Genomic DNA, 22,147 nt, shown 5'->3' with positions numbered 1-22,147 from the left:
AGTGGAGCACTCATGAATCTGACGCCGAGGGAAAAGGACAAACTGTTGATCGCCATGGCGGCCATCGTGGCGCGCCGGCGACTGGAACGGGGCGTCAAGCTCAACTATCCGGAAGCGATTGCCTTGATCACCGATTTCGTTGTCGAAGGTGCCCGCGACGGACGCCCGGTGGCCGAGTTGATGGAGGCCGGCGCCCATGTGGTGACCCGGGCCCAGGTGATGGATGGGATCGCCGAAATGATCCACGACGTGCAGGTGGAAGCGACTTTCCCTGACGGCACCAAGCTGGTGACCGTGCACGAACCCATCCGCTGAGGACTAAGATCATGGCGCTGGAGCTCCGTCCAAACTGCGAATGCTGCGACCGTGATCTGCCACCTGAAAGCGTCGATGCCATGATCTGCAGCTTCGAATGCACCTATTGCGCGGACTGCGCCAGCGGAACGCTTGCCGGCATCTGCCCCAATTGCGGTGGCGAGCTGGTGCGTCGGCCGATCCGCCCGGCGGCCAAACTGGCAAACAATCCGCCCTCGACGAAACGCATTGTGAAGGCCGAGGGCTGCACGCCACTCCGCGCCGCCTAGAAATTGAAGGACCAGCAGCCATGATCCCAGGTGAAGTCATTGCCGCGTCAGGCGACATCGAGCTCAATGTCGGTCTGCCGACGATCACGATCGAGGTGGCGAATTCGGGCGACCGGCCGGTGCAGGTGGGAAGCCACTATCACTTCGCCGAGACCAATGGCGGGCTGATATTCGACCGCGACAAGGCGCGCGGCATGCGGCTCGATATCCCCGCGGGCACCGCGGTGCGCTTCGAGCCGGGCCAGAAGCGCGAGGTGACGCTGATTCCGCTGCGCGGCAAGCGCGAGGTTTACGGCTTCCGCCAGCAGGTCATGGGAAAGCTTTGATCGTGTCTCTCTTCGATCGAAAGGGCCGTTCCATGACGTTTCTGTCGTCGTTTCTGCTGTGCGGCTGCGTCCTCCTGATGGATGGGCCTGTTTACAGCCAGGACGAGCCGGATGTGGATTGCGACAATGCGCAGACCCAGCAGGACATGAATTTCTGCGCTGACAAGGATTACCAGGCGGCTGATGCCGAACTGAACGCACAGTGGAAGCTGACCAAGAAGGCGCTGGCGGCTTGGGACAGTGACCTCAGCGACGACCTCAAGGGCGCTGAGAAGGCTCTGCTCGCATCCCAGCGGGCCTGGATCACCTATCGCGATGCGCAATGCGAGCTTGAGGGCTTCAGCATGCGCGGCGGAACGGCGGAGCCGCTGATGGTGTCTTCCTGTCTGGCGACGCTGACCAAGCAGCGTACCGAGGAATTGAAGCGGCTTGCCGCGGACATGGGAAATTGAGTTTGGAATTCATGGGGCGCAGGATCATGGTGGTCGGCAATGGCGAGATACCGGAGGGGGTGGCCGAGGTCATCGATGCCGGCGATCTGGTCATCCGCTTTAATGAATCCCGCTCCTTCGGTCCGGGCGGCAGCCGCACTGACGTCGTTGCCGTTTGCAGCACCGGCCGGCCGGCACGGCGCATGCTGGCATCCGAGGACTGGCGCAGCAGCAAGCCGATTGCCGATTGCGGTGCGATCTGGTCCGTTCGGGATCCGCAGAAATTCGCGGAGATGCGGCCGCTCCTCAAGGTCAGCCATCCCGAACTGGACGATTTCTGCGACGATATGAGCGTCGAACTCGGTGCGTTCGCGGCCGACCGTGGCAAGCAGCACTATATCGTGCCGCGCGCGATCCATGAGGCCGTCGATGCGGCGCTGGCCGAGCATGAACCCGGTGACTATGTGGTGCCGAGCAGCGGTCTGATCGTGATCGCTGAACTCATGAACAACCCCGTCTATGCCGGGTCGAGCATTTCCATTGCCGGTTTCGGTCACCAGGGCTGGGATGGCCATCCCTTCGCCGCCGAAAAGCGGCTTGTCGACGCTTACGTGGCCGCCGGCCAGATCACCCGCCTACATCAGCCTTTAGCCCTCTCCCAAGGAACCTAGCCCATGTCCTTCAAGATGTCCCGCGCCGCCTATGCCAATATGTTCGGGCCGACCACCGGCGACAAGGTACGGCTGGCCGATACCGAACTGTTCATCGAGGTGGAGAAGGATTTCACCATCTATGGCGAAGAGGTGAAGTTCGGTGGCGGCAAGGTGATCCGCGACGGCATGGGCCAGAGCCAGGCGACGCGGGGCGAGGGTGCTGTCGACACGGTCATCACCAATGCCCTGATCGTCGACCATACCGGCATCTACAAGGCGGATGTCGGTCTGAAGGACGGCCGCATCCACGCGATTGGCAAGGCCGGCAATCCGGATACGCAGCCCGGCGTCACCATCATCGTCGGTCCCTCGACCGAGGCGATTGCCGGCGAGGGCAAGATCCTGACCGCCGGCGGCATGGATGCCCATATTCACTTCATCTGCCCGCAGCAGATCGAGGAGGCGCTGATGAGCGGCCTGACCTGCATGCTGGGCGGCGGCTCCGGCCCTGCGCATGGCACGCTTGCCACCACCTGCACCGGCGCTTGGCATATCGAGCGGATGATCGAGAGCTTCGATGCTTTCCCGATGAACCTGGCGCTGGCGGGCAAGGGCAATGCCTCGCTGCCGAAGCCGCTGGAAGAAATGGTGCTGGCGGGCGCTTCCTCGCTGAAACTGCATGAGGATTGGGGCACAACGCCGGCGACCATCGACAACTGCCTCTCGGTCGCCGATGCCTTCGACGTGCAGGTGATGATCCATACCGACACGCTGAACGAATCGGGCTTTGTCGAGGATACGATCGGCGCCATCAAGGGCCGCACGATCCATGCCTTCCACACGGAAGGGGCAGGCGGCGGGCACGCGCCCGATATCATCAAGATCTGCGGCCAGCCGAACGTGCTGCCATCTTCCACCAATCCGACCCGTCCCTATACCGTCAATACCATCGCCGAGCATCTGGATATGCTGATGGTCTGCCATCACCTGTCGCCGTCGATCCCGGAAGACATTGCTTTCGCCGAAAGCCGTATCCGCAAGGAAACCATCGCGGCTGAAGACATTCTGCATGATATCGGCGCCTTCTCGATCATCTCGTCCGACAGCCAGGCCATGGGCCGCGTCGGCGAAGTGGCGATCCGCACCTGGCAGACCGCGGACAAGATGAAGCGCCAGCGCGGCCGCCTGGCGCAGGAAACCGGCGACAACGACAATTTCCGCGTTCGCCGCTACATCGCCAAATATACGATCAACCCGGCAATCGCCCACGGCCTGTCCCATGAGATCGGCTCGGTCGAAGTTGGCAAGCGCGCCGACCTCGTCCTTTGGAACCCGGCTTTCTTCGGCGTCAAGCCCGAGATGGTGCTGCTCGGCGGCTCGATTGCGGCAGCCCCGATGGGCGACCCGAATGCCTCGATCCCGACGCCGCAGCCAATGCATTACCGCCCGATGTTCGCTGCCTATGGCAAGCTCAGGACCAACTCCTCGGTCACCTTCGTCAGCCAGGCCTCGCTCGATGCCGGCCTTGCGCAGCGGCTCGGCGTGGCGAAGAAGCTCTTGCCCGTCCGCAATGTCCGCGGCGGCATCTCCAAGGCATCGATGATCCACAACAGCCTGACGCCGCATATCGAAGTCGATCCGGAAACCTATGAGGTGCGGGCCGATGGGGAGCTCCTGACCTGCGAGCCGGCGACCTCGCTGCCGATGACGCAGCGCTATTTCCTGTTCTGACGGTGAGGCTTAGGGCATGGCATTTGAAGTGAGGCGGTTTGCTAGATGGATGCTCGGCATCCTCGCAGCCGCTGCGATTGCGGCTGTCGTCGGCACCTTCACGCCAAGGCCCTTCCTTGCGCCTGCGGATGCCAGGTCCGACTACAGCTACACGATCGCTGTCCTGTCAGGGGCAATTCACACCGATATCGCCATTCCGCTCGATGAGGTGACGCGGGCGGACTTCGCATTTCTGGCCGCTGACGGAATTCCGGTGGATGACCCTGCCATCCAGTGGCTGGTGATTGGCTGGGGCGGCCGCGAATTCTATCTCAACACGCCCACCTGGTCGGAATTGAAGGCAGTCCCCGTACTGCGGGCGCTGACCGTTGATCGGGCCGTGCTTCGCGTGGATGTCGCCTCAGCGATCCCCGCTGACCATCCTGATATCGTGCCCTACGAGATCGGCGAGTCAAGGTTTCGCGACCTGATCGCCTATGTGAAGGATAGCTTCGTTCTGCAGAACGGTGTCGCCGTGGTCGTTGCAGGTCCCGGCTACGGCCTGCATGACCGTTTTTATGAGGCTCATGGGGTCTTCAATGCCCTTGTGGGCTGCAACACCTGGACGGCCGGAGCCCTTCGCACCGCCGGACTGCGGACCGGCTGGTGGAACCCCTTGCCGCAGAGCCTGAATTATTCGCTGCGCCTCTTCAATTAAGCCCGTTATCCCCAGTTGGTCATGCACCGGCTGCATGCCTGTCATGCATCCGGCGTTTCCGGATGGTTTTGTGCTGCACTGCACCAGGGAATTGGGTAGCTTGCGGCATCCGTTTCCGGATCGCCCGGCATGCTCCCAACGCCGCGCAATCCCCTATTCCTTCAAGAGGCAAACCATGTTGATCGGCAAAAAGCTTCCCTTCGTGACCTTCCGCACCCGCGTCCGCGACGAAAGCGTCGGCGGTCCCAATCCTTATCGCTGGCAGGACATGACTACGGACGACTACTTCCAGGGAAAGCGGGTCGTGCTGTTCTCCCTGCCGGGCGCCTTCACGCCGACCTGCTCCACCTATCAACTGCCTGATTTCGAAAAGCTGTTCGGCGAGTTCCAGGCCGAGGGCATTGACGAGATCTACTGCATCTCGGTCAACGATGCCTTTGTCATGAATGCCTGGGGCAAGTCGCAGCACCTCGTCAACGTCAAGCTGATCCCGGATGGCTCCGGCGAATTTACCCGCAAGATGGGCATGCTGGTTGCCAAGGACAATCTGGGCTTCGGCATGCGCTCCTGGCGTTACGCGGCCATCATCAACGATGGTGCGGTCGAGCAGTGGTTCGAAGAAGAAGGCTATTCGGACAATTGCGACAGCGATCCCTACGGCGTTTCCTCGCCCCAGAACATTCTGGAAAAGCTGAAGGCCAAGGTCGCCGCCTGATTTTTGCAGAGCCAGACCTTCAAGAGGGATGCGGCAGACGCCGCGTCCCTCTTTTGCGTTAAGGGGATTGATTCGATTCGATCGCACGCAACCCCGGCAAAAGTTAACATTTGCCAAGTGCCTCCACGGTTTTCCCGACCTGGGTTTGATGTATACAATTTCAACGCAAGCGTGCAGGCGCATTGGTGCGGTCTCTCGTCGATTCTGCGAATGGAAGCTCTTGCCCGGTAAAGCCGTTGGAATGGTTTGATAAGATCAACAGGTTTTTGCCGCGCGGCGGCTAACGGGTTTTACAACCTGAAATTTTATCCTGCAGTTGCGACTATTTTCTAACGGCAAACCTACGGATTGCCTCGGATTCTAACGATTCGATTCAGGATTGCCCAACAAAACCGGCCTATTCGGTAGGTGCTGCAAGAATAAGGAGCGGCACGTGAAGTACCTGAAAAAATGGATCATGCTGCAGGTTGACCTGGACAGTTTTCACGCGCGCGGCGCCGTCTATGCCTTCGCGCTGAAGATGACGTTTCGCGCGGTCATCCTGGCCTTCCTATTGAATATCGTGGCGCTGCCGATGTTCTACTGGATCGGCTTGACCAGCATGCCGGTCGCAGAGGCGATCCTCTTGTCGGTCGCGTTTTCCTGGCTGTTTGGTGGCGCCATATCCGGCGCGCTGGCCTATGTGATGGGGCAGGTGATCCGTGACCTGTCGCTATCGCGCGCCGAGTTTCGCAGGCTGAGCCGCACAGACACGCTGTCCGGTCTGCTCAATCGCCGCGCCTTTGCCGAAGCCTTGGAAAATGCGGGGACGTCCGCATCGCTTGCGATCTTCGACCTCGACCGGTTCAAGATGATCAACGACAGCCACGGCCACAGCGCCGGAGACGAGGTGATCAAGACGGTTTCCCGCGCCATCACAACGGTGTTTCAGGCGCCGCACACAGTCGCGCGGCTGGGCGGCGAGGAATTCGGCGTGATCATTCAGAACAGTACATCGGACAATCGCCTGATGCAGGTCGAGATCCTGCGGCAGGTGGTGGAACAGCAGGTCATGACGGTCAACGGGGCGGCGCTGCGCACCACCATCTCGGCCGGCGTTGCGGAATTTTGTCCGGGGCGCGGTGCAGACGAGGTCTATTCCTTAGCCGACCGGGCGCTCTATCTCGCCAAGGCGCTCGGCCGAAACAGGGTGGTGCATGAGCGCGAGATACCGGAGCGGATGTCGCAGACCCGACCGGCGACGGACCTATCTCCTGCCACCGACGCGGCCTGATCCGAGAGACGAATGCTTCTCTGACTCGATCGCATCGAAGTTCCCTGTTGCGGTGCGGCAGTGAATTTTGCATGCTCGCTTCAGTATCCGTCGTACCGCCAGAGAGCATCATGCAGCGCGTCATCTCCTACATTCCGTCAGGCCAGCCGTCCGATCCGCCGGTGGCATCGGTGGTTCTTCCCCATGATCTTCGCCATCTCAGGCGCAAGCTGCTCCATCTCGAAAACGGAGATATGGTGATGCTCGATCTCAAGGAAGCCGTTCAATTCTGGGACGGGGACCGGCTGGTTCTCGACGATGGCAGTCTGATCGAGGTTCGGGCTGCGGAGGAAAAGCTGTTCGAGATCATTCCCCGCGACGGGCAGCATCTGATCGAGCTTGCCTGGCATCTGGGCAACCGGCATCTGCCAGCGCAAATCGAGCAGACGCGTATTTTGATCCATCGCGATCCGGTGATCCGCTCCATGCTGCAGGGGCTGGGTGCCGAGGTAAACGAGGTCACCGAGACATTCCAGCCGGTCCGCGGCGCCTATCACAGTCATGGTGGCCATGGCCACGGCAATCACGCAGCCCCTGAGCATGACGGCCATGATCACGGTGCCTGGAAGCCATGACGGAGACGGATGGTCGATTCCTGGCGAAGGAGGTGCAGCAGGCCGGGGACCTCCAAAGCCTGTTGCGACTGATGACTTGGCTCTCGCCGGCATTTCCCGTCGGCGGTTTTGCCTATTCGGGTGGGCTGGAGCGTGCCGTTGCCGATGGTCTCGTCGAAAACGCCGATGGCCTGAGGCAATGGATCGCCTCGACCATTCTTAACGGCACCGGATGGAATGATGCGGTGTTGATGGCCGAGGCCATGCGATGCTCGACCGCGCAGGAGCTTGCCGGCCTGGTAGAGCTTGCCGTCTCCTTGGCTGGTTCGGCGGAGCGGCATGCGGAAATCCTGGGGATGGGCCGTGCGTTCCTGGAAGCGGCCCAGGCATGGCCGCATCCCGTTCTGTCGGCATTGCCGAAGGAGACGCCGTATGCGGTTGCGGTAGGCGCCGTGGCCGGTGCCCATGGCATTTCGCCTGAAAAAGCGATCGGTGCCTTTCTCAACGCGCTGGCATCACAGGCGGTTTCCGCCGGTATCCGGCTCTCCGTGCTGGGGCAGCGGCAGGGCGTGGCACTTCTATCGGGCCTTGAACATGCGATAGCGGCAACGGCCCAACGGGCCTCCGGCTCGGCCCTGGACGATCTCGGCAGCGCCACCATCCTGGCTGAAATTTCCGCCATCCGCCATGAGACACAGCCCGTTAGGCTGTTTCGGTCGTGAGCGGGTTGACCTGCCGATCATGGCGTTCGAATATCGGCGCAACTTGAATGTCAGGATGAAAATATGACTGTGATGAATGCCCAGAACGGTCCGCTTCGTGTCGGTATCGGCGGCCCTGTCGGTTCCGGCAAGACGGCCTTGACCGACAAGCTCTGCAAGGCGATGCGCGACCGGTATTCGGTCGCGGTCGTTACCAACGACATCTACACCCGGGAGGATGCCGAGGCGCTGGTGCGTATGCAGGCGCTTCCTTCCGAGCGTGTCGTTGGCGTGGAGACCGGCGGCTGTCCGCATACGGCCATCCGCGAGGATGCCTCGATCAACCTGCAGGCCATCGCCGACTTGAACAAGCGCTTCCCGGATCTCGATGTGGTGTTCATCGAGTCCGGTGGCGACAATCTCGCCGCGACCTTTTCTCCTGATCTTGCCGATATCACCATCTATGTGATCTCCGTCTGCCAGGGCGAGGAAATCCCGCGCAAGGGTGGACCAGGGATCACCAAATCCGACCTGCTTGTCATCAACAAGCAGGATCTGGCGCCCTATGTCGGTGTCGATCTGGACGTAATGCGTCGCGATGCCGACCGCATGCGCGCTTCCCAACCCTTCGTCTTTTCCGACATGAAGCGTGGGGCGGGCGTCGACGAGATCGTCGAGTTCCTGAAGACGACGGGCGGCCTCGCCTGACAGCGGGATTGGCGGCGGGTTCAGAACTTACCGGTCGCCACGAACCCGGCCAGGACCATCATCAGCCCGCCGCAGATGATGATCTGCCAGGGAGACGTGGTGCCGCGCCGACGGGAGGCAAATCGCTTGCCGCGGCTGAGATAGAGAGCGCCCCAGGCCACCAGCCAAAGCCCCAGGCCCAAGGATACGAAGAACAGCGCTGCCTGCAGAACGGTCATACCCGTCTCCCCCTCCGGCTACTGCTCAGATGATACGCCTGATAGCCTTGGGATCAACGGGTCCTGTGCAGGACGATGGTATCGCGGACGTCAGATCTGCCGAAGGGCGCTGATGTCTGAAATCTGGATGACACGGCCGCGCACCGTCACGCCAGCGCGCTTCAGTGAAGAGAAGGCACGGGACAGGGCCTCTGGAGCCAAGCCGAGCTTTCCGGCCAGCAAGCTCTTCTGGAAGGGCAGGCGAATGGAGGCCGAGCCGCCCTCAGCCGGACAATTGTCCAGGAGGTAATGCGCCACGCGCTGCGGCGCGGTTTGCAGCCGGTCATTGGCTATGCAGTCCATCGTGCTCTGCAGGTAGTTGGACAGGCATTGGATAATGGCCTTGGCCACGTCCATTTCCTGTTCGGCCAGTTGGCGGACCTTCTGGAGTTCGAAGCGGGCGACGGTTGCGTTTTCCGCAGCCTGGCTGTTGTAGCGATACTGGTCGCCAACGGCCAGAAGACATTCTGCGAAGACGTCGCCCGGTCCGCAAATGCGGATATCGGCCTCGCGTCCATCCTTGTTGAGGCGATAGAGCCTGACATAGCCGTTGAGGACACAGTAGAAGTATTCCGCCGGCTCCGCCTCGCGAAACAGGAGATCGCGCGCTTCGTAATTGGTCACGGTCGCGATCTCCAGCATGCCCGCAAGGGCTGATGGCCCCAGGGAGGAGATGAACGGCGTCTTCAGCAGAGTGTTCTTGTCGCGTGTGTTCAACTTCAAAATCTTGTTCACGGCCTTGACCCCGGATGATCGCCGCTTTTGGCGGCGACGTTCAGACGCTGAGAATTGGCAGAGTTCGTGCTCGCTTGGCTGTGCGCAGCCATCGACCTGAAACCGGCCTCGTCATGGCCTGTTCAAGGGCTGTTGGGTGCCACGCGCCGCTTAGCCGTGATCTCGCGATAGCTCGGGCGCCTCCATGCCGTCAGCAAGACGCTGTCGATATCGATCCTCAGTAAAACTGAGAATAGCGCGATGGGCGGACACCGATTTGATTTCGATCAATGGCGACAAGGCGGGTGAAAATATTTCGCGGGGAAATGAAGCCCAGTCCAAAAAAAGCCCAGTCCAAAAAAAGCCCGGCACGATGGCCGGGCTCTGATCTCAGGCATGGAAGGCTTTGCGGATCACTCCGCAGCCAACGGCGGCAGCGGGACGATTTTGGGGCCTTCGCGCCGTGCCTGGTTGCGATTTTCGATCGCATCCAGACGCTGCTGAAGTTCCGTCAGCGTTTCGTTGTTGCGGACCGAGAGCTCGGTCAGTTCTTCGCCGCTGAGCGTGCGCAGTTCCTCTTCCTTCTTGCCGACCATGCGGCCGAACACCCAGCCGAGTAGGCGCGACAGGTCGTCCATGATGATGAAGAAGGCGGGAACGACGACAAGGCTGAGCACCGTCGAGACGATGATGCCGCCGATCACCGCGATCGCCATCGGCGCACGGAACGAGCCGCCTTCACCGACGCCGAGAGCAGACGGCAGCATGCCCGCCGACATGGCGATCGAGGTCATGATGATCGGACGGGCGCGCTTGCGACCGGCTTCGACCATGGCCATGCCACGCGCCATGCCCTGATTTCGCATTTCGATGGCGAAATCGACCAGCAGGATGGCGTTCTTGGTGACGATACCCATCAACATCAGGATACCGATCAAGACCGGCATCGATAGCGGATTGTTGGTCAGGATCAGCCCCGCCGCCACGCCGCCGATCGCCAAGGGCAGCGACAGCAGGATGGTAAACGGCTGGATCACGTCCTTGAACAGCAGGATCAGCACCATTAGCACCAGGAGCAGACCGAGCAGCATGGCATTGCCGAAGCTCTGCTGCATTTCGGCCTGGACCTTGGCGTCACCGCTTTCCGCAAGCCGAACACTCGCCGGCAATTGCGTGTCTGCCACGGCCTTGCGGAATGCACCCGTTGCGGTATCGAGTGCCACGCCCTGGGGCAGGTCGGAGCCGATCGATACGACGCGGTTGCGGTTGTTGCGCTTGATCGAGGAGACACCTTCCGAATAGTCGATGTCGGCCACGGTCGACAGCGGAACAGTGCTGCCGGACGCTGTCTGGATCTTCAGGGCACGGATCGCAGCCAGATCTTCCCTAAGGTCCAGCGATGCCTGAACCCTGATCGGGATCAGACGGCTATCGAGCGAAATCTTCGGCAGGGCGGAATCGACGTCGCCGATTGTGGCCACCCGAACGGTTTCGGAGATAGCCTGCGGCGTGATGCCCAGACGGGCTGCCTGATCCATGCGCGGACGGATCTGCAGTTCCGGACGGGGCAGGGCGCCGTCGGCGCTGACATTGGCAAGTTCCGGCACCTGACGCAGCTTGGCCTCGAGAATGCCGACGGCCGCATTCAGGTCTTCCTCGTTCTTGGAGAGGAAGTTGAACGAGATGTCGCGCTCGCCGCGGTCGTTGAGCTTAATCACCCGGATATCCGGGATCGGACGCAGCTTGGCAAATACCTCCTGCTCGATTGCCCATTGAGGCTTTGTACGGCCCTCGACTTTCATATTGGGCGCGTATTGGCCGACCAGAGGCAGGTTCTTGATATCCTCCGTCAGGAAAGTCTTCAGACTTTCTCCGACCAGCGGCAGGTTACCAATGCCCTTATTCACGAGTGTCTTCAGCAGAGAGTGCTCAATCCTGATCAAGTTCAGCGTCACGCTGGCGCGGCGCAGTTCCAGGTCACCCTTGGGCGACGCACCGCCAAGCACAAAGACGCTTTGTACACCCTCTAGATCGCGCACAGCCGCGTATATCGCATCTGTCTTTTCTTCCGTATCGTCGAGAGACGCGTTCGGCGGTAGCTCGATCGACAGCACGATACGACCGGCATCTTCTGGCGGCAGGAAGCTACCGGGAACCTTTCTCAATGCCTCGACCGAGTAATACAGAAAGCAGACCGCCGCTATCAGCGTCACAAAACGCCCAATCCATCTGAACCCAACATTGTCAAGGAAGTAATGGATGCCTTTCAGTGCGTAATTTTCCGAATTTCCTGCATAAAGCTTCACTCGGTTGACGAGATTTACGAGGAACGCAGGTGCCCATTCACCTGTGGTTGACTTGATGAGCCATGTATAGCCCTTCATCATCAAGCTGTCGTTGTCGTGATGGTCGTCCATCGCGTCTTCGGCACGCATCAGATAGGCGGCCATCAGCGGGGTGATGAAGCGCGCCACCATCAGCGAGAAGAACACCGAGAAGGCAACCGTCAGGCCGAACTGGATGAAGTACTGGCCGGGAATGCCCGGCATGAAGGACACCGGAACGAAGACCGCGATGATGGTGCAGGTCGTCGCGATGACGGCCAGACCGATTTCATCCGCCGCTTCGATGGCCGCCCGGTAAGGCGTCTTGCCCATCTTGATGTGGCGGGCGATGTTCTCGATCTCGACGATGGCATCATCGACCAGAATACCGGTCGCGAGCGTTAGGGCGAGGAAGCTGACAAGATTGAGCGAGAAGCCCATCATGTCCATAACCCAGAAGGTCGGGATTGCGGACAGGGGCAGGGCAACCGCTGAAATCAGCGTCGCGCGCCAGTTGCGCAGGAACAGGAACACCACGATGACGGCAAGGATCGCGCCTTCGAGCAGCGTGTGCATCGCCGCTTCGTAGTTGCCGTAGGTGAAGTAGACCGAATCGTCGATCATCTTGATCTCGACGTTCGGATTGTCTGCCCTGACCTGGTCGAGGCTCGTGGCGACTGTCTCGGCAACGGACACTTCGCTGGCGCCCTTTGCGCGGAACACGGCGAAGGTGACGACCGGTTCGCCATTGTAGCGCGAGAAGGATTTCTGCTCCTCGTAGGTGTCCTTAATGGTGCCGAGATCGCCCAGCTTGACGAAACGTCCGCCGGAAAGCGCGATCGTGGTTTCCGTCAGTTGGGCCACGCTGCGGGCGTCACCAAGGGTTCGGATCGTCTGTTCCGAGCCGGCCACCTGGCCGCGGCCTGAGCCGAGGTCCGAGTTCGTGCCGCGCAACTGCCGGTTCACGTCTGCAGCCGTCACGCCATAGGCGTCCAGCCGTTCCGGGTTGAGTTCGATACGGATTTCACGGTCCGCTCCGCCGTAACGGTCGATACGGCCGATGCCGGCCTGGCCCTGCAGGGCGCGCTTGACGGTGTCGTCCACGAACCAGGACAATTCCTCAAGCGACATGTCGGGTGCGGTGACAGCGAAGGTCTGGATCGCGTTGCCTTCGACATCGACTTTCGAGACGATCGGCTCATCGACCGAGGCGGGCAGGTCGCCGCGGATACGGTCGATTGCGTCCTTGACGTCTTGAACGGCCTGTTCCGTCGGCACTTCCATGCGGAACATGATGGCCGTGTTGGACTGGCCATCGGTAACCGTGGACGAGATTTCGTCGACGCCGGTGATGCTGGCCACCGCGTCTTCGATTTCCTTTGTGACCTGCATTTCCAGCTCGGCCGGAGATGCACCGCTCTGCGTCACCGATACGGAGACGAGCGGAACGTCGATATTCGGGAAGCGCGTGATCGGCAGCGCGAAGAAGGCCTGCGTGCCGACGACCATCAACAGGAAGAAGGCAAGCAGCGGCGCGACCGGATTTCGGATTGCCCAGGCTGAAAAATTCATGACGCCGGCCCTTAGTTGGAGACGCTGTCCGCCTGGCGGACGGGGTTGATGCGATCGCCATCGCGTACGAAGGCGCCGGCCTTCGCGACGACTTCCTCGCCTGCCTTCAAGCCATCGACGACCTGGATATAGGCGCCGTCCTGAATGCCGATCTTGATATTGACCTGCTTGACCACATCGTTTTCGACGCGGCGCGCGGTGGAGCCGTTCTTTTCGGTGGTCACGGCGGAGAGAGGCAGGGCAACACCGTCGACCTTGGCCACGATGACCTCGGCGCTGGCATACATGCCGACCCGCGCGCGGTCATCGTCATCCAATTCTATATGCACGGCACCGAGGCGTGTCGTCGGATCGACGGTCGGAGACACCAGGCGGACCTTGCCGGTGAGCTTTTCCACGCCGCCGGCAACGGAAATGCGGGCTTCCTGGCCAATCTTGATCTTCAGGATATCGGTCTCGGAGACATCCGCCACCAGTTCCAGCGCATTGTCGCGGATCAGCGTGAAGAGCGGCGTACCGGAACCGCTGGCGATGGCGCCGACCTTGGCATTGCGGGCGGAGACCAGTCCGCCGACCTTGGTGCGCACGTCGGTGCGGGCAAGCTTCAGGTCGACATCGGCGATCTGGGTGTCCACGACCTTGATGTCGGCTTCGGCAATGTTGATCGCCTGTTCAGTGCTGGTGAGCTTGGCCTTCGCGCTCAGCGCATTGGTGGTGGCCTGCTCGACCTGGGAGGTGGAGAAGGTGCCGTTCTTGCCGAGCTGTTCGGCGCGCGTGCGCTGACGGTCAGCTTCATCGAACGTTATCCGGGCGTCCGCCAGTTGCGCCTTGTATTGCGCCAGTGCGGCCTCGGCACGGGCCTTGTTGGCCTCGTACTGGCTCTTCTGCAGCAGCAGCGTATCGTTCGACAGGGTTGCCAGGACGCTGTCTGCCTCGACCTTGTCACCGACATCGGCCGCGAGCGACTGGATCGACAACCCGTCTACCAGCGGCTGAACGTAGATCTCTTCGACCGGCTTGATCGAGCCTGTGGCCACGACCCTGTCCACCAGCGGACGTGCTTCCGCCTTGGTCACGACGATTGCCGGGAGGTTAGCTGCCGGAGCGGCGGCGACGGCCGCGGTCTCCTGTGCAAAGGCGGAGAAAGGCATTGTCGCCGTCGTCAGCGCCAAAAGCGCGCGGGCGGTTTTCATCGAATACGGAGCCATCTGTCCCTTCCGAGGTTCCAAACTTACACAATTACGCAGACTGATGAAGATTAGATCAAGCGCGACAGCAGCCCGTATCCCATGCCATCACTTTGACTTGGTGCCGCCGAAATTTCCGCCTTCGGCAGCGCCACCTGTTCCGGTCTCATCCATTTGTCTAGTTGGTGACGACCTTCGTCCATACAAGGTCGCATATCAAAGATTCGCCAACAAAACTATTAAAACGCTGCCGTACACAAATCAAATCGCGAAAATTGATGTATGCGTATACTTATCTTTGTGGGGCTGCCGAAATGAATGCGGGGCCTTTCGGCCCCACATCCTCCTTCTATACCGCCTGAATGGCGCGTTACTTCACAGCCGCGTCGGTGATGTCGTGGGTCCAGGCGCCCGACGGCTCCTTGCTGATGATCTTCTGGTCCAGCAAGGCCTTCGCGGTGCGCGCATAGACGTCTTCCTTCAGGACGCCAGAGCCATCGCCGATCAGCTTGGCGACTTCGCCCATCATGCGCTTCTGGTGGTTTTCGTCCTGGCCACCGTTCTCCATGACGATTTCGGCTGCTTCATCGGGGTTCTCAAGCGCGTATTTCCAGCCCTTCATCGAGGCGCGGACGAACTTGACCATCTTTTCCTTGAAAGCCGGATCCTTCAACTTGTCTTCCAGGGCGTAAAGACCGTCTTCGAGAAGGTCGTTGCCCATGGCCGAGTAGTTGAACACTGTCAGGTCTTCCGGCTTGAAGCCGGCGTCGATCAGCTGCCAGTATTCGTTATAGGTCATGACAGAGATACAGTCGGCCTGCTTCTGCAAGAGCGGCTGCACGTCGAAGCTCTGCTTGAGCACGGTCACGCCATCGGGGCCGCCATCGGTCTTCAGGCCCAGCTTGTTCATCCAGGCGAAGAACGGATATTCGTTGCCGTAGAACCAGACGCCAAGGGTGTGGCCCTTGAAATCGGCTTCGGTCTTGATCGGGCCATCCTTGGGGCAGACCAGCTGCATGCCGGCCTTCTGGTAGGGCTGGGCGATGTTGACGAGCGGCACGCCCTTTTCGCGGGCCACCAATGCGCCACCCATCCAGGCGACGATGACGTCGGCGCCGCCGCCGGCAATCACCTGCTCGGGGGCGATGTCGGGACCGCCGGGCTTGATTTCGACGTCGAGGCCTTCGGCTTCATAGAAGCCCTTGTCCTTGGCGACGAAATAGCCGCCGAACTGGCCCTGGGCCACCCATTTCAGCTGCAGCGTCACCTTGTCGGCGGCCATGGCCTGGGCCGCTGCCAGAGACATCGCGCCGGCCATCAAGGAAATCATCAGTTTCTTCATGTTCTTTTCCTTTTCCCTCTGAAGTTATCCTGCGCTCCCGGAAACGAAGCGCAAGTTTGCGCCTATCCGGTGCGGATAGACGAATGCCAAAAAGTCGCTGCCCGTTCGATGAGGGCGATGATGCCATAGAAGACCGAACCGGCAAGCGCCGCAACGGCAATCTCGGCCCAGACCATGTCGACGTTCAAGCGTCCGATTTCGGTGGAGATGCGAAAGCCCATTCCGACGATCGGCGTGCCGAAGAATTCCGCGACGATGGCGCCGATCAGCGCCAGTGTCGAGTTGATCTTCAAGGCATTGAAGATGAAGGGCAAGGCGGCGGGTAGCCGCAGCTTGATCAGCGTCTGCCCGTAGTCCGCGGCATAGGTGCGCATCAGGTCGCGTTCCATCGCGCCCGATGCCGCAAGGCCTGCGACCGTGTTCACCAGCATGGGGAAGAAGGTCATGATGACCACGACCGCCGCTTTCGACTGCCAGTCGAAGCCGAACCACATCACCATGATCGGCGCCACCCCGATGATCGGCAGGGCCGAGACCATGTTGCCGATTGGCAGCAGGCCGCGGCGCAGGAAGTCGAAACGATCGGCCAGGATCGCCGTCAGGAAGCCGGCGCTGCAGCCGATGATATAGCCTGAAAGCACTGCCTTGAAGATGGTCTGCTGCACATCGGCGGCCAGGATCGGCAGGGATTCGACCAGCCGCGTGCCAATGGCGGACGGCGGCGGCAGCAGCACGAAGGGCACGCCGAAGCCGCGTGTGATAACCTCCCACAGGATCAGCACCCAGGCGCCGAAGATTGCGGGGATCAACAGCCGCAGCCCCGTCTGGATGGACTGGGACGTTGGTCGCAGCGCCGAGAGCCGTGCGACGCAGGCCCAGGCGAGCAGCCAGGACGCCGCCACGAGCAGGAAATAGGGTGCTGCCATCCGCCCTTCATTGCCGGCCAGCACGTCCAGAAGCATGAAGGCCGCGCCGTGCGAGCCGACCAGCAGGGCGGCGGCCTTCCTCACAGGGCTGATCTTGTATGGCGTGAACAGGGCGGCAATGGCCGTCAGCAGCAGGAAGGCCGATACGGGCAGGGAGGACGCGCCGCTGCCTTCCGGCGTCGTAAGGGGTCGTCCAGCGGCGCCGATCAGGAGCAGGAGGGCGAGCGTGATCTGCCAGTCTTTCATCAACCGCGTCATGCCGGCCTCCCGCCCATGGCGCGCGTGGTGATGCGCGCCGCGACATCAACGAGTGTTACCAGCAGCGCTGCCAGCACCGAACCGGCAACGAGTGCTGCCCAGATGTCGATCGTCTCGCTGTAATAGGAGCCGGCCAGCAGCTTGGAACCGATGCCGGCCACGGCGCCTGTCGGCAGTTCCGCGACGATGGCGCCGACCAGGCTTGCCGCGACCGCCACCTTCATCGAGGTGAAAAGATAGGGAATGGAGGCTGGCACGCGCAGTTTCCAGAAGGTTTGGCCGAGGCTGGCATTGTAGGTCCGCATGAGGTCGAGATGCATGCCATCAGGCGAGCGCAGCCCCTTCACCATGCCGACCGTCACCGGGAAGAAGGACAGATAGGTCGAGATCAGCGCCTTGGGTATGAGGCCCGTGATATTGACGGCACCGAGCACGACGATGACCATTGGCGCGATGGCGAGGATCGGCACCGTCTGCGAGGCGATGATCCACGGCATCAGGCTGCGCTCCAGCGACTTCACATGGACGATGCCGACGGCAATCACGATGCCGAGCAGCGTGCCCATGGCAAAGCCTGATAGCGTCGACGAGAGCGTGACCCAGCCGTGATAGACCAGGCTGCGCTTGCTGGTGACGCTGCGCTTGACGGTGTTTTCGTAGACATTGATCGCCACCTGATGCGGTGCGGGCAAAAGCGGCTTGGGCTGCCACATGGTCTTGGCGATGAGTTCCATCGTCGTGGAGGTCACGCCGACGCGCTTGTCCTGGTCGCGCTGGAACGGCGCATTCATGATGATGGTGAAGACATACCAGAGGGCGACAATGATCGCGAGGATGGTCAGGACCGGAAGGAGTTTTTGACGGATCGTGCCCATGGTCACACCCTTGCCTGCGATGGAAACAGCATCAGCACCATCGCGACCGCACCGAGGCCGACGCCCGCCAGTTGCAGCGTGCTCAGCCGTTCGCCGAAGACCGCGACCGCAATGACATTGACGAACAGAAGTTGCGCAATGGCGGAGATGGAGATGGCAAGCCCCAGCCCGCCCTCGCGCATCAGCCGCACCATCATCAGATTGCCGACGCAATAAAGCGCCAGCGACAGGATGAGATAGGCCATGTTGCTGCTGGCGATATAGGTGCGGGTGGCCGTGGCCGCGGCGAGGTAGATCACCATGGAGGCGCCCAGCCAAAGGAGGAAGGCGGGGCTCATGGGGTGGACCTCCGATACGGCAAAATACCCCCCTCTGTCCTGCCGGACATCTCCCCCACAAGGGGGGAGATCGACTTGCGGCGATCCCGCGCCATTCGGTAGCCCGGTACTGCTTGGCTGATGCTGGAGGTCGGCGCTTCTAGCCGATCTCCCCCCTTGTGGGGGAGATGCCCGGCAGGGCAGAGGGGGGTAGAACTTGCCACCAACACAGGAAAAGGCCTACTCCTCATAGCTGTGCCCCGCTCTCAGGCCCTCGCGCACGCGGTGGGCGATCTCCAGGAATTCCGGCGTCTCGCGGATATCGAGCGGCCGCTCGGCGGGAAGCGTCGATTCGATGACGTCGGTGACGCGGCCAGGCCGGGGGCTCATGACGACGATCTTGGTGGAGAGATAGACCGCCTCGGGGATCGAGTGGGTGACGAAGCAGATGGTCTTGTTGGTGGCCGCCCAGAGCTTCAGGAGTTGTTCGTTCAGGTGGTCGCGGACAATTTCGTCCAGCGCGCCGAAGGGTTCGTCCATCAACAGCAGGTCGGCATCGAAGGCGAGCGCGCGGGCGATGGAGGCGCGCTGCTGCATGCCGCCTGACAGTTGCCAGGGATATTTCTTGCCGAAGCCGGAGAGGTTGACGAGCTCCAGCGTGCGCTCGATGCGCTTTTGCGTTTCGGCCTTGGTATAGCCCATGATCTCCAGCGGCAGGGCGATGTTCTTCTCGATCGTCCGCCAGGGATAAAGCGCCGCCGCCTGGAAGACATAGCCGTAGGAGCGCTCCTTGCGGGCCGCCTCCGGTGTCATGCCATTGACGGTGATCGTGCCTGACGTGTGCTTTTCCAGATCGGCGATCACGCGCAGAAAGGTGGTCTTGCCACAGCCGGACGGGCCGATGAAGGAGACGAAATCGCCCTTCTTCACCTCCAGATTGACGTTTGAGAGGGCATGGACCGGACCATCCCCCGTCTCGAAGGTGAGACAGAGATCACGGGCGGAGACGACGGAAAAATCGGAAGCGGTCATTCAATTCGAACCAATCGGATTTCTGGCAAAAGCCGGGGACTTGTTGCATGGTATGGTTACATCACCGGCCGCACCGGGCCTATCCCGGCATGCGGCCTGCTCAATGAAAATGGAGGAATGCGCGCATGGACGAGACATCAAAACCCACCTGCCACATCGTCAAGCCGGGCACTACCTATGACGGCAAGCAAGGGCTCAGCTATTTTCAAGGCATCGCCGCCGAGACGGTTGGCGCCAAGGGCATTTGCATGCATCTGCTGACGATCCCGCCGGGTGCCAAGGCCAAGGCGCATCTGCACGAAAGCCACGAAACGGCGATTTACATGCTCTCTGGCGAGGCCCACACCTGGTATGGCGACCGGCTGGAAAACCACGTGGTCGTGCGCGCCGGCGAACTGTTCTACATCCCGGCCGGCGTGCCGCATCTGCCGGCGAACCTGTCGAACACGCCTTGCTCGGCCATCATCGCCCGAACCGATCCGAACGAGCAGGAAAGCGTAGTGCTGTTGCCGGAACTGGACGCGCTGGTGGAGATGCCGCTGCCGGCTTAAGGATTCCGGCGGCTGCGGCTCAACAGAGACAAGAGCGAAGTTGCAGTCAACGCATCGGAGCGAAGAACGCGTCATGACTGTACCTTCTGCTCTGCCTTTGAAATCCAATGACGATAGGTGACAACGCCGAGCAGCACCAAAGCCGTGGGTACCAGGAAAACCGAGTAAAAATAGGCGATCATGCCGCCGGGACCATCACAGGCGTGGATCATGCTGCCCTCTCCGCTGTTTCCAGGTAGCGGTGCGACATAGGTCGCTTCCGCTGAACAGACCAGCATTGTGTCGATGCCCGTGTAGAGCAGATAGGCCATCAGAGCCAAAGCCGCGCCAATAGCCAGGCGAGCGCTGACAAACCGGCCCAGTAGCCACACCACACCCCATGCGGATGCCAGGGTAATGCCGAATGTCACAGTGACCACCAACAGCATGTGCAGCCCTCCTACACTGTACGAGCCGGTCGGAACGCATTCACACTCCTGTGCCAAGCAGGCGACAACGGAATTCGGCGCGATACCAGACAAATCCTCCGGCCGTTCCCGCAAGCAGATGGATAAGCGAATAGGCGAGAAGATTTTCGTTCACCGGAGCGGTCCCGCCTAGCGGCTGGATGGTCGGGATCAAAACCAGGCCTATGATTGCGCCAAGTATGCAGGCTACCGGCAAGGGTGCGAACGGAAGCATGCCGGAGAAATATCTGGCAAGGAGGCCAACCGGTGCTGTCAGCAGAGCCAGAATGAGCATGATCAGCAGACCGCCCGTCCACTTCATCGCACCGCCAACAATGCCCATCGGGCCGAAGTAGAGCCCTTCCGTCCCGGCCAGAATGACCAGTGAACCCGCCAGTATGGCGGACACATGGCCGATGAAACGACGTCCAACCATCATCACACCCCCGTTGCCGGGATGCCCGTGCGTTCGACCTTGCGCGGGGCCACCAGTTCCTTCCAGGTGGACAGCGCCTTGTTGACGGCCTGATAGGGCTCTCGCTTGACGAACTGGCCGTGGCCCTGCTGCGTTTTTACGGTGGATTCCTCGATTGCGACGAGGCCGCGAGTCAGGGTGAAACGCGGCAGGCCGGTGACCTCCTTGCCTTCGAAGACATTGTAGTCGATCGCCGACTGCTGTGTGGCGGCCGAGATGGTTTTCGAACGCTTGGGATCCCAGACCACGATATCGGCATCCGCGCCAACCAGGATTGCACCCTTCTTCGGATAGATGTTCAGGATCTTGGCAATGTTGGTGGAGGTGACGGCAACGAATTCGTTCATCGTCAGCCGGCCCGTCGCCACACCATAGGTCCACAGCATCGGCAGGCGGTCTTCTAGGCCGCCGGTGCCGTTGGGGATCTTGGCGAAATTGCCGACGCCGAACCGCTTCTGCTCCGTGGTGAAGGCGCAGTGGTCTGTCGCCACGCAGGAGAGCGAGCCCGCCTGCAGGCCGGCCCACAGCGAATCCTGGTGCTGCTTGTTGCGGAAGGGCGGGCTCATGACCCGGCGGGCGGCATGGTCCCAATCCTTGTTGAAATACTCGCTCTCATCGAGCGTGAGATGCTGGATCAGCGGCTCGCCATAGACGCGCATGCCCTTCTGCCGGGCGCGGCGGATCGCTTCATGCGCCTGTTCGCAGGAGGTGTGCACGACATAGAGCGGCACGCCGGCCATGTCGGCCAGCATGATGGCGCGGTTTGTGGCCTCGCCCTCGACTTCCGCCGGACGGGAATAGGCATGGGCCTCGGGGCCGTTATTGCCCTCTGCCATCAATTTGGCGGTCATAGCGGCGACGACATCGCCGTTTTCGGCATGGACCAGCGGCAGGGCGCCAAGCTCGGCGCAGCGCTGGAACGAGGCGAACATCTCGTCGTCGTTCACCATCAGCGCGCCCTTGTAGGCCATGAAATGCTTGAATGTGTTGATGCCCTTGTCCTGGACGATGGTCTTCATCTCGTCGAAGACGCGTTCGTTCCAGCCGGTGATCGCCATGTGGAAGGAGTAGTCTGAGTTGGCCTGGCTGGTCTTGTTGTCCCACATGGTCAGCGCCTCGAGCAGCGACTGGTCCGGGGCAGGAAGACAGAAATCCACCACCATGGTGGTGCCGCCCGACAGCCCGGCGCGCGTGCCGCTCTCGAAATTGTCGGCCGAATAGGTGCCCATGAAGGGCATTTCCAGATGCACATGGGGGTCGATACCGCCAGGCATGACATAGCATCCCGTGGCATCCAGCACTGTATCGCCCTTGAGATCCGGCCCGATCTCCACGATCACGCCACCCTCGATCTTGACGTCAGCCTTGTAGGTGAGGTCTGCGGTGACGATGGTGCCGTTCTTGATGACTGTGGTCATTGTTGTTCCCCTGTTTGTTCTGAGCATCCTGAGCGCGTGTT

General features: G+C 61.1%; 25 protein-coding genes. 13 read left to right on the top strand and 12 right to left on the bottom strand.

The features are described 5' to 3' along the window. Nucleotides 1–12: 12 nt before the first annotated feature. The 12 genes from B9A97_RS00260 (at nt 13) to ureG (ending at nt 8,412) form a co-directional block, all read left to right on the top strand. Nucleotides 13–315 carry an urease subunit gamma gene (locus tag B9A97_RS00260; protein ID WP_084362986.1) on the top strand — a complete coding sequence of 101 codons (303 nt, stop codon included), beginning with the start codon at nt 13–15 and terminating at the stop codon, nt 313–315. Between the two features lie 11 nt (nt 316–326). After that, nucleotides 327–584: a DUF1272 domain-containing protein gene (locus B9A97_RS00255; protein WP_084362985.1), complete on the top strand. Its 258-nt coding sequence runs from the start codon at nt 327–329 to the stop codon at nt 582–584. Between the two features lie 20 nt (nt 585–604). Continuing rightward, nucleotides 605–910 carry an urease subunit beta gene (locus tag B9A97_RS00250; protein WP_084362984.1) on the top strand — a complete coding sequence of 102 codons (306 nt, stop codon included), beginning with the start codon at nt 605–607 and terminating at the stop codon, nt 908–910. Nucleotides 911–942: 32 nt separating this feature from the next. After that, nucleotides 943–1,362, top strand: coding sequence for a lysozyme inhibitor LprI family protein (locus B9A97_RS00245; protein WP_084363452.1), 420 nt, complete (start codon nt 943–945; stop codon nt 1,360–1,362). Between the two features lie 26 nt (nt 1,363–1,388). Beyond that, nucleotides 1,389–2,012 carry a Urease operon accessory protein gene (locus B9A97_RS00240; protein ID WP_179145200.1) on the top strand — a complete coding sequence of 208 codons (624 nt, stop codon included), beginning with the start codon at nt 1,389–1,391 and terminating at the stop codon, nt 2,010–2,012. 3 nt (nt 2,013–2,015) lie between these two features. Continuing rightward, nucleotides 2,016–3,725: an urease subunit alpha gene (ureC, locus tag B9A97_RS00235; RefSeq protein ID WP_084362983.1), complete on the top strand. Its 1,710-nt coding sequence runs from the start codon at nt 2,016–2,018 to the stop codon at nt 3,723–3,725. A gap of 16 nt (nt 3,726–3,741) precedes the next feature. Beyond that, on the top strand, nt 3,742–4,422 hold the full coding sequence (locus B9A97_RS00230; RefSeq protein ID WP_179145181.1) for a TIGR02117 family protein: 681 nt from the start codon (nt 3,742–3,744) through the stop codon (nt 4,420–4,422). A gap of 178 nt (nt 4,423–4,600) precedes the next feature. Continuing rightward, entirely contained in the window at nt 4,601–5,137 is a 537-nt protein-coding gene (locus B9A97_RS00225) for a peroxiredoxin (RefSeq protein ID WP_084363450.1), read from the top strand. A gap of 433 nt (nt 5,138–5,570) precedes the next feature. After that, nucleotides 5,571–6,410 (top strand): GGDEF domain-containing protein, encoded by an 840-nt coding sequence (locus B9A97_RS00220; RefSeq protein ID WP_084362981.1) that lies wholly within the window; start codon nt 5,571–5,573, stop codon nt 6,408–6,410. A 110-nt stretch (nt 6,411–6,520) separates the two neighbouring features. Next, nucleotides 6,521–7,024 carry an urease accessory protein UreE gene (gene ureE, locus B9A97_RS00215; RefSeq protein WP_084362980.1) on the top strand — a complete coding sequence of 168 codons (504 nt, stop codon included), beginning with the start codon at nt 6,521–6,523 and terminating at the stop codon, nt 7,022–7,024. Further along, nucleotides 7,021–7,725, top strand: a complete 705-nt coding sequence (locus tag B9A97_RS00210) for an urease accessory protein UreF (protein WP_084362979.1) — start codon at nt 7,021–7,023, stop codon at nt 7,723–7,725. The genes ureE and B9A97_RS00210 overlap by 4 nt, the downstream gene beginning before the upstream one ends. 72 nt (nt 7,726–7,797) lie before the next feature. Then, on the top strand, nt 7,798–8,412 hold the full coding sequence (ureG, locus tag B9A97_RS00205) for an urease accessory protein UreG (protein ID WP_084362978.1): 615 nt from the start codon (nt 7,798–7,800) through the stop codon (nt 8,410–8,412). 20 nt (nt 8,413–8,432) lie between these two features. On the opposite strand, the gene B9A97_RS00200 is transcribed toward ureG, so the two are convergent. From B9A97_RS00200 to B9A97_RS00155, 9 genes are all read right to left on the bottom strand, one after another. Beyond that, nucleotides 8,433–8,630, bottom strand: coding sequence for a hypothetical protein (locus B9A97_RS00200; RefSeq protein WP_084362977.1), 198 nt, complete (start codon nt 8,628–8,630; stop codon nt 8,433–8,435). Nucleotides 8,631–8,720: 90 nt separating this feature from the next. Further along, nucleotides 8,721–9,404 (bottom strand): Crp/Fnr family transcriptional regulator, encoded by a 684-nt coding sequence (locus tag B9A97_RS00195; protein WP_084362976.1) that lies wholly within the window; start codon nt 9,402–9,404, stop codon nt 8,721–8,723. Nucleotides 9,405–9,796: 392 nt separating this feature from the next. Continuing rightward, the gene (locus B9A97_RS00190) at nt 9,797–13,279 is read right to left on the bottom strand and encodes an efflux RND transporter permease subunit (RefSeq protein WP_084362975.1); all 3,483 of its coding nucleotides are present in this window, start codon (nt 13,277–13,279) and stop codon (nt 9,797–9,799) included. 11 nt (nt 13,280–13,290) lie between these two features. Then, entirely contained in the window at nt 13,291–14,472 is a 1,182-nt protein-coding gene (locus B9A97_RS00185) for an efflux RND transporter periplasmic adaptor subunit (protein WP_244564096.1), read from the bottom strand. A gap of 364 nt (nt 14,473–14,836) precedes the next feature. Beyond that, entirely contained in the window at nt 14,837–15,808 is a 972-nt protein-coding gene (locus B9A97_RS00180) for an ABC transporter substrate-binding protein (protein ID WP_084362973.1), read from the bottom strand. A gap of 62 nt (nt 15,809–15,870) precedes the next feature. Further along, a complete protein-coding gene (locus tag B9A97_RS00175; protein WP_084362972.1) occupies nt 15,871–16,992 on the bottom strand; it encodes an ABC transporter permease in 1,122 nt (373 codons plus the stop codon). After that, the gene (locus B9A97_RS00170; protein ID WP_084362971.1) at nt 16,989–17,867 is read right to left on the bottom strand and encodes an ABC transporter permease; all 879 of its coding nucleotides are present in this window, start codon (nt 17,865–17,867) and stop codon (nt 16,989–16,991) included. The genes B9A97_RS00175 and B9A97_RS00170 overlap by 4 nt, the downstream gene beginning before the upstream one ends. Before the next feature lie 2 nt (nt 17,868–17,869). Beyond that, nucleotides 17,870–18,205, bottom strand: a complete 336-nt coding sequence (locus B9A97_RS00165) for a hypothetical protein (protein ID WP_084362970.1) — start codon at nt 18,203–18,205, stop codon at nt 17,870–17,872. A 219-nt stretch (nt 18,206–18,424) separates the two neighbouring features. Continuing rightward, entirely contained in the window at nt 18,425–19,216 is a 792-nt protein-coding gene (locus B9A97_RS00155) for an ABC transporter ATP-binding protein (protein ID WP_084362968.1), read from the bottom strand. 125 nt (nt 19,217–19,341) lie between these two features. Here B9A97_RS00155 and B9A97_RS00150 point away from each other — a divergent pair, with 125 nt between their 5' ends. Continuing rightward, on the top strand, nt 19,342–19,767 hold the full coding sequence (locus tag B9A97_RS00150; RefSeq protein WP_084362967.1) for a cupin domain-containing protein: 426 nt from the start codon (nt 19,342–19,344) through the stop codon (nt 19,765–19,767). 71 nt (nt 19,768–19,838) lie between these two features. On the opposite strand, the gene B9A97_RS00145 is transcribed toward B9A97_RS00150, so the two are convergent. The 3 genes from B9A97_RS00145 to hydA are packed head-to-tail and all read right to left on the bottom strand — an operon-like array spanning nt 19,839 to nt 22,106. After that, complete coding sequence (locus B9A97_RS00145; protein ID WP_084362966.1) at nt 19,839–20,195, bottom strand: hypothetical protein; 357 nt, start codon at nt 20,193–20,195, stop codon at nt 19,839–19,841. Nucleotides 20,196–20,235: 40 nt separating this feature from the next. Further along, complete coding sequence (locus B9A97_RS00140; RefSeq protein ID WP_084362965.1) at nt 20,236–20,652, bottom strand: hypothetical protein; 417 nt, start codon at nt 20,650–20,652, stop codon at nt 20,236–20,238. After that, on the bottom strand, nt 20,652–22,106 hold the full coding sequence (gene hydA / locus B9A97_RS00135; RefSeq protein WP_084362964.1) for a dihydropyrimidinase: 1,455 nt from the start codon (nt 22,104–22,106) through the stop codon (nt 20,652–20,654). Before hydA ends, B9A97_RS00140 begins: the two co-directional genes overlap by 1 nt. Nucleotides 22,107–22,147 lie beyond the last annotated feature (41 nt).

This window comes from Rhizobium sp. RU36D, assembly GCF_900176345.1.
Lineage (GTDB): Bacteria > Pseudomonadota > Alphaproteobacteria > Rhizobiales > Rhizobiaceae > Allorhizobium.
The sequence above is the reverse complement of the archived record's forward strand: the minus strand, read 5'-3'. Positions and strand labels throughout refer to the sequence as shown.

Coding starts and splice junctions, on each gene's coding strand:
- ureE (WP_084362980.1), top strand. CDS start 6,521: ATGCAGCGCGTCATCTCCTACATTCCGTCAGGCCAGCCGTCCGATCCG.
- B9A97_RS00260 (WP_084362986.1), top strand. CDS start 13: ATGAATCTGACGCCGAGGGAAAAGGACAAACTGTTGATCGCCATGGCG.
- B9A97_RS00175 (WP_084362972.1), bottom strand. CDS start 16,992: ATGACGCGGTTGATGAAAGACTGGCAGATCACGCTCGCCCTCCTGCTC.
- B9A97_RS00145 (WP_084362966.1), bottom strand. CDS start 20,195: ATGCTGTTGGTGGTCACTGTGACATTCGGCATTACCCTGGCATCCGCA.
- B9A97_RS00245 (WP_084363452.1), top strand. CDS start 943: ATGACGTTTCTGTCGTCGTTTCTGCTGTGCGGCTGCGTCCTCCTGATG.
- B9A97_RS00155 (WP_084362968.1), bottom strand. CDS start 19,216: ATGACCGCTTCCGATTTTTCCGTCGTCTCCGCCCGTGATCTCTGTCTC.
- hydA (WP_084362964.1), bottom strand. CDS start 22,106: ATGACCACAGTCATCAAGAACGGCACCATCGTCACCGCAGACCTCACC.
- B9A97_RS00230 (WP_179145181.1), top strand. CDS start 3,742: ATGGCATTTGAAGTGAGGCGGTTTGCTAGATGGATGCTCGGCATCCTC.
- B9A97_RS00150 (WP_084362967.1), top strand. CDS start 19,342: ATGGACGAGACATCAAAACCCACCTGCCACATCGTCAAGCCGGGCACT.
- B9A97_RS00210 (WP_084362979.1), top strand. CDS start 7,021: ATGACGGAGACGGATGGTCGATTCCTGGCGAAGGAGGTGCAGCAGGCC.
- B9A97_RS00185 (WP_244564096.1), bottom strand. CDS start 14,472: ATGAAAACCGCCCGCGCGCTTTTGGCGCTGACGACGGCGACAATGCCT.
- B9A97_RS00140 (WP_084362965.1), bottom strand. CDS start 20,652: ATGATGGTTGGACGTCGTTTCATCGGCCATGTGTCCGCCATACTGGCG.
- B9A97_RS00180 (WP_084362973.1), bottom strand. CDS start 15,808: ATGAAGAAACTGATGATTTCCTTGATGGCCGGCGCGATGTCTCTGGCA.
- B9A97_RS00255 (WP_084362985.1), top strand. CDS start 327: ATGGCGCTGGAGCTCCGTCCAAACTGCGAATGCTGCGACCGTGATCTG.
- B9A97_RS00240 (WP_179145200.1), top strand. CDS start 1,389: ATGGTGGTCGGCAATGGCGAGATACCGGAGGGGGTGGCCGAGGTCATC.
- ureC (WP_084362983.1), top strand. CDS start 2,016: ATGTCCTTCAAGATGTCCCGCGCCGCCTATGCCAATATGTTCGGGCCG.
- B9A97_RS00165 (WP_084362970.1), bottom strand. CDS start 18,205: ATGAGCCCCGCCTTCCTCCTTTGGCTGGGCGCCTCCATGGTGATCTAC.
- B9A97_RS00170 (WP_084362971.1), bottom strand. CDS start 17,867: ATGGGCACGATCCGTCAAAAACTCCTTCCGGTCCTGACCATCCTCGCG.
- B9A97_RS00190 (WP_084362975.1), bottom strand. CDS start 13,279: ATGAATTTTTCAGCCTGGGCAATCCGAAATCCGGTCGCGCCGCTGCTT.
- B9A97_RS00250 (WP_084362984.1), top strand. CDS start 605: ATGATCCCAGGTGAAGTCATTGCCGCGTCAGGCGACATCGAGCTCAAT.
- B9A97_RS00200 (WP_084362977.1), bottom strand. CDS start 8,630: ATGACCGTTCTGCAGGCAGCGCTGTTCTTCGTATCCTTGGGCCTGGGG.
- ureG (WP_084362978.1), top strand. CDS start 7,798: ATGAATGCCCAGAACGGTCCGCTTCGTGTCGGTATCGGCGGCCCTGTC.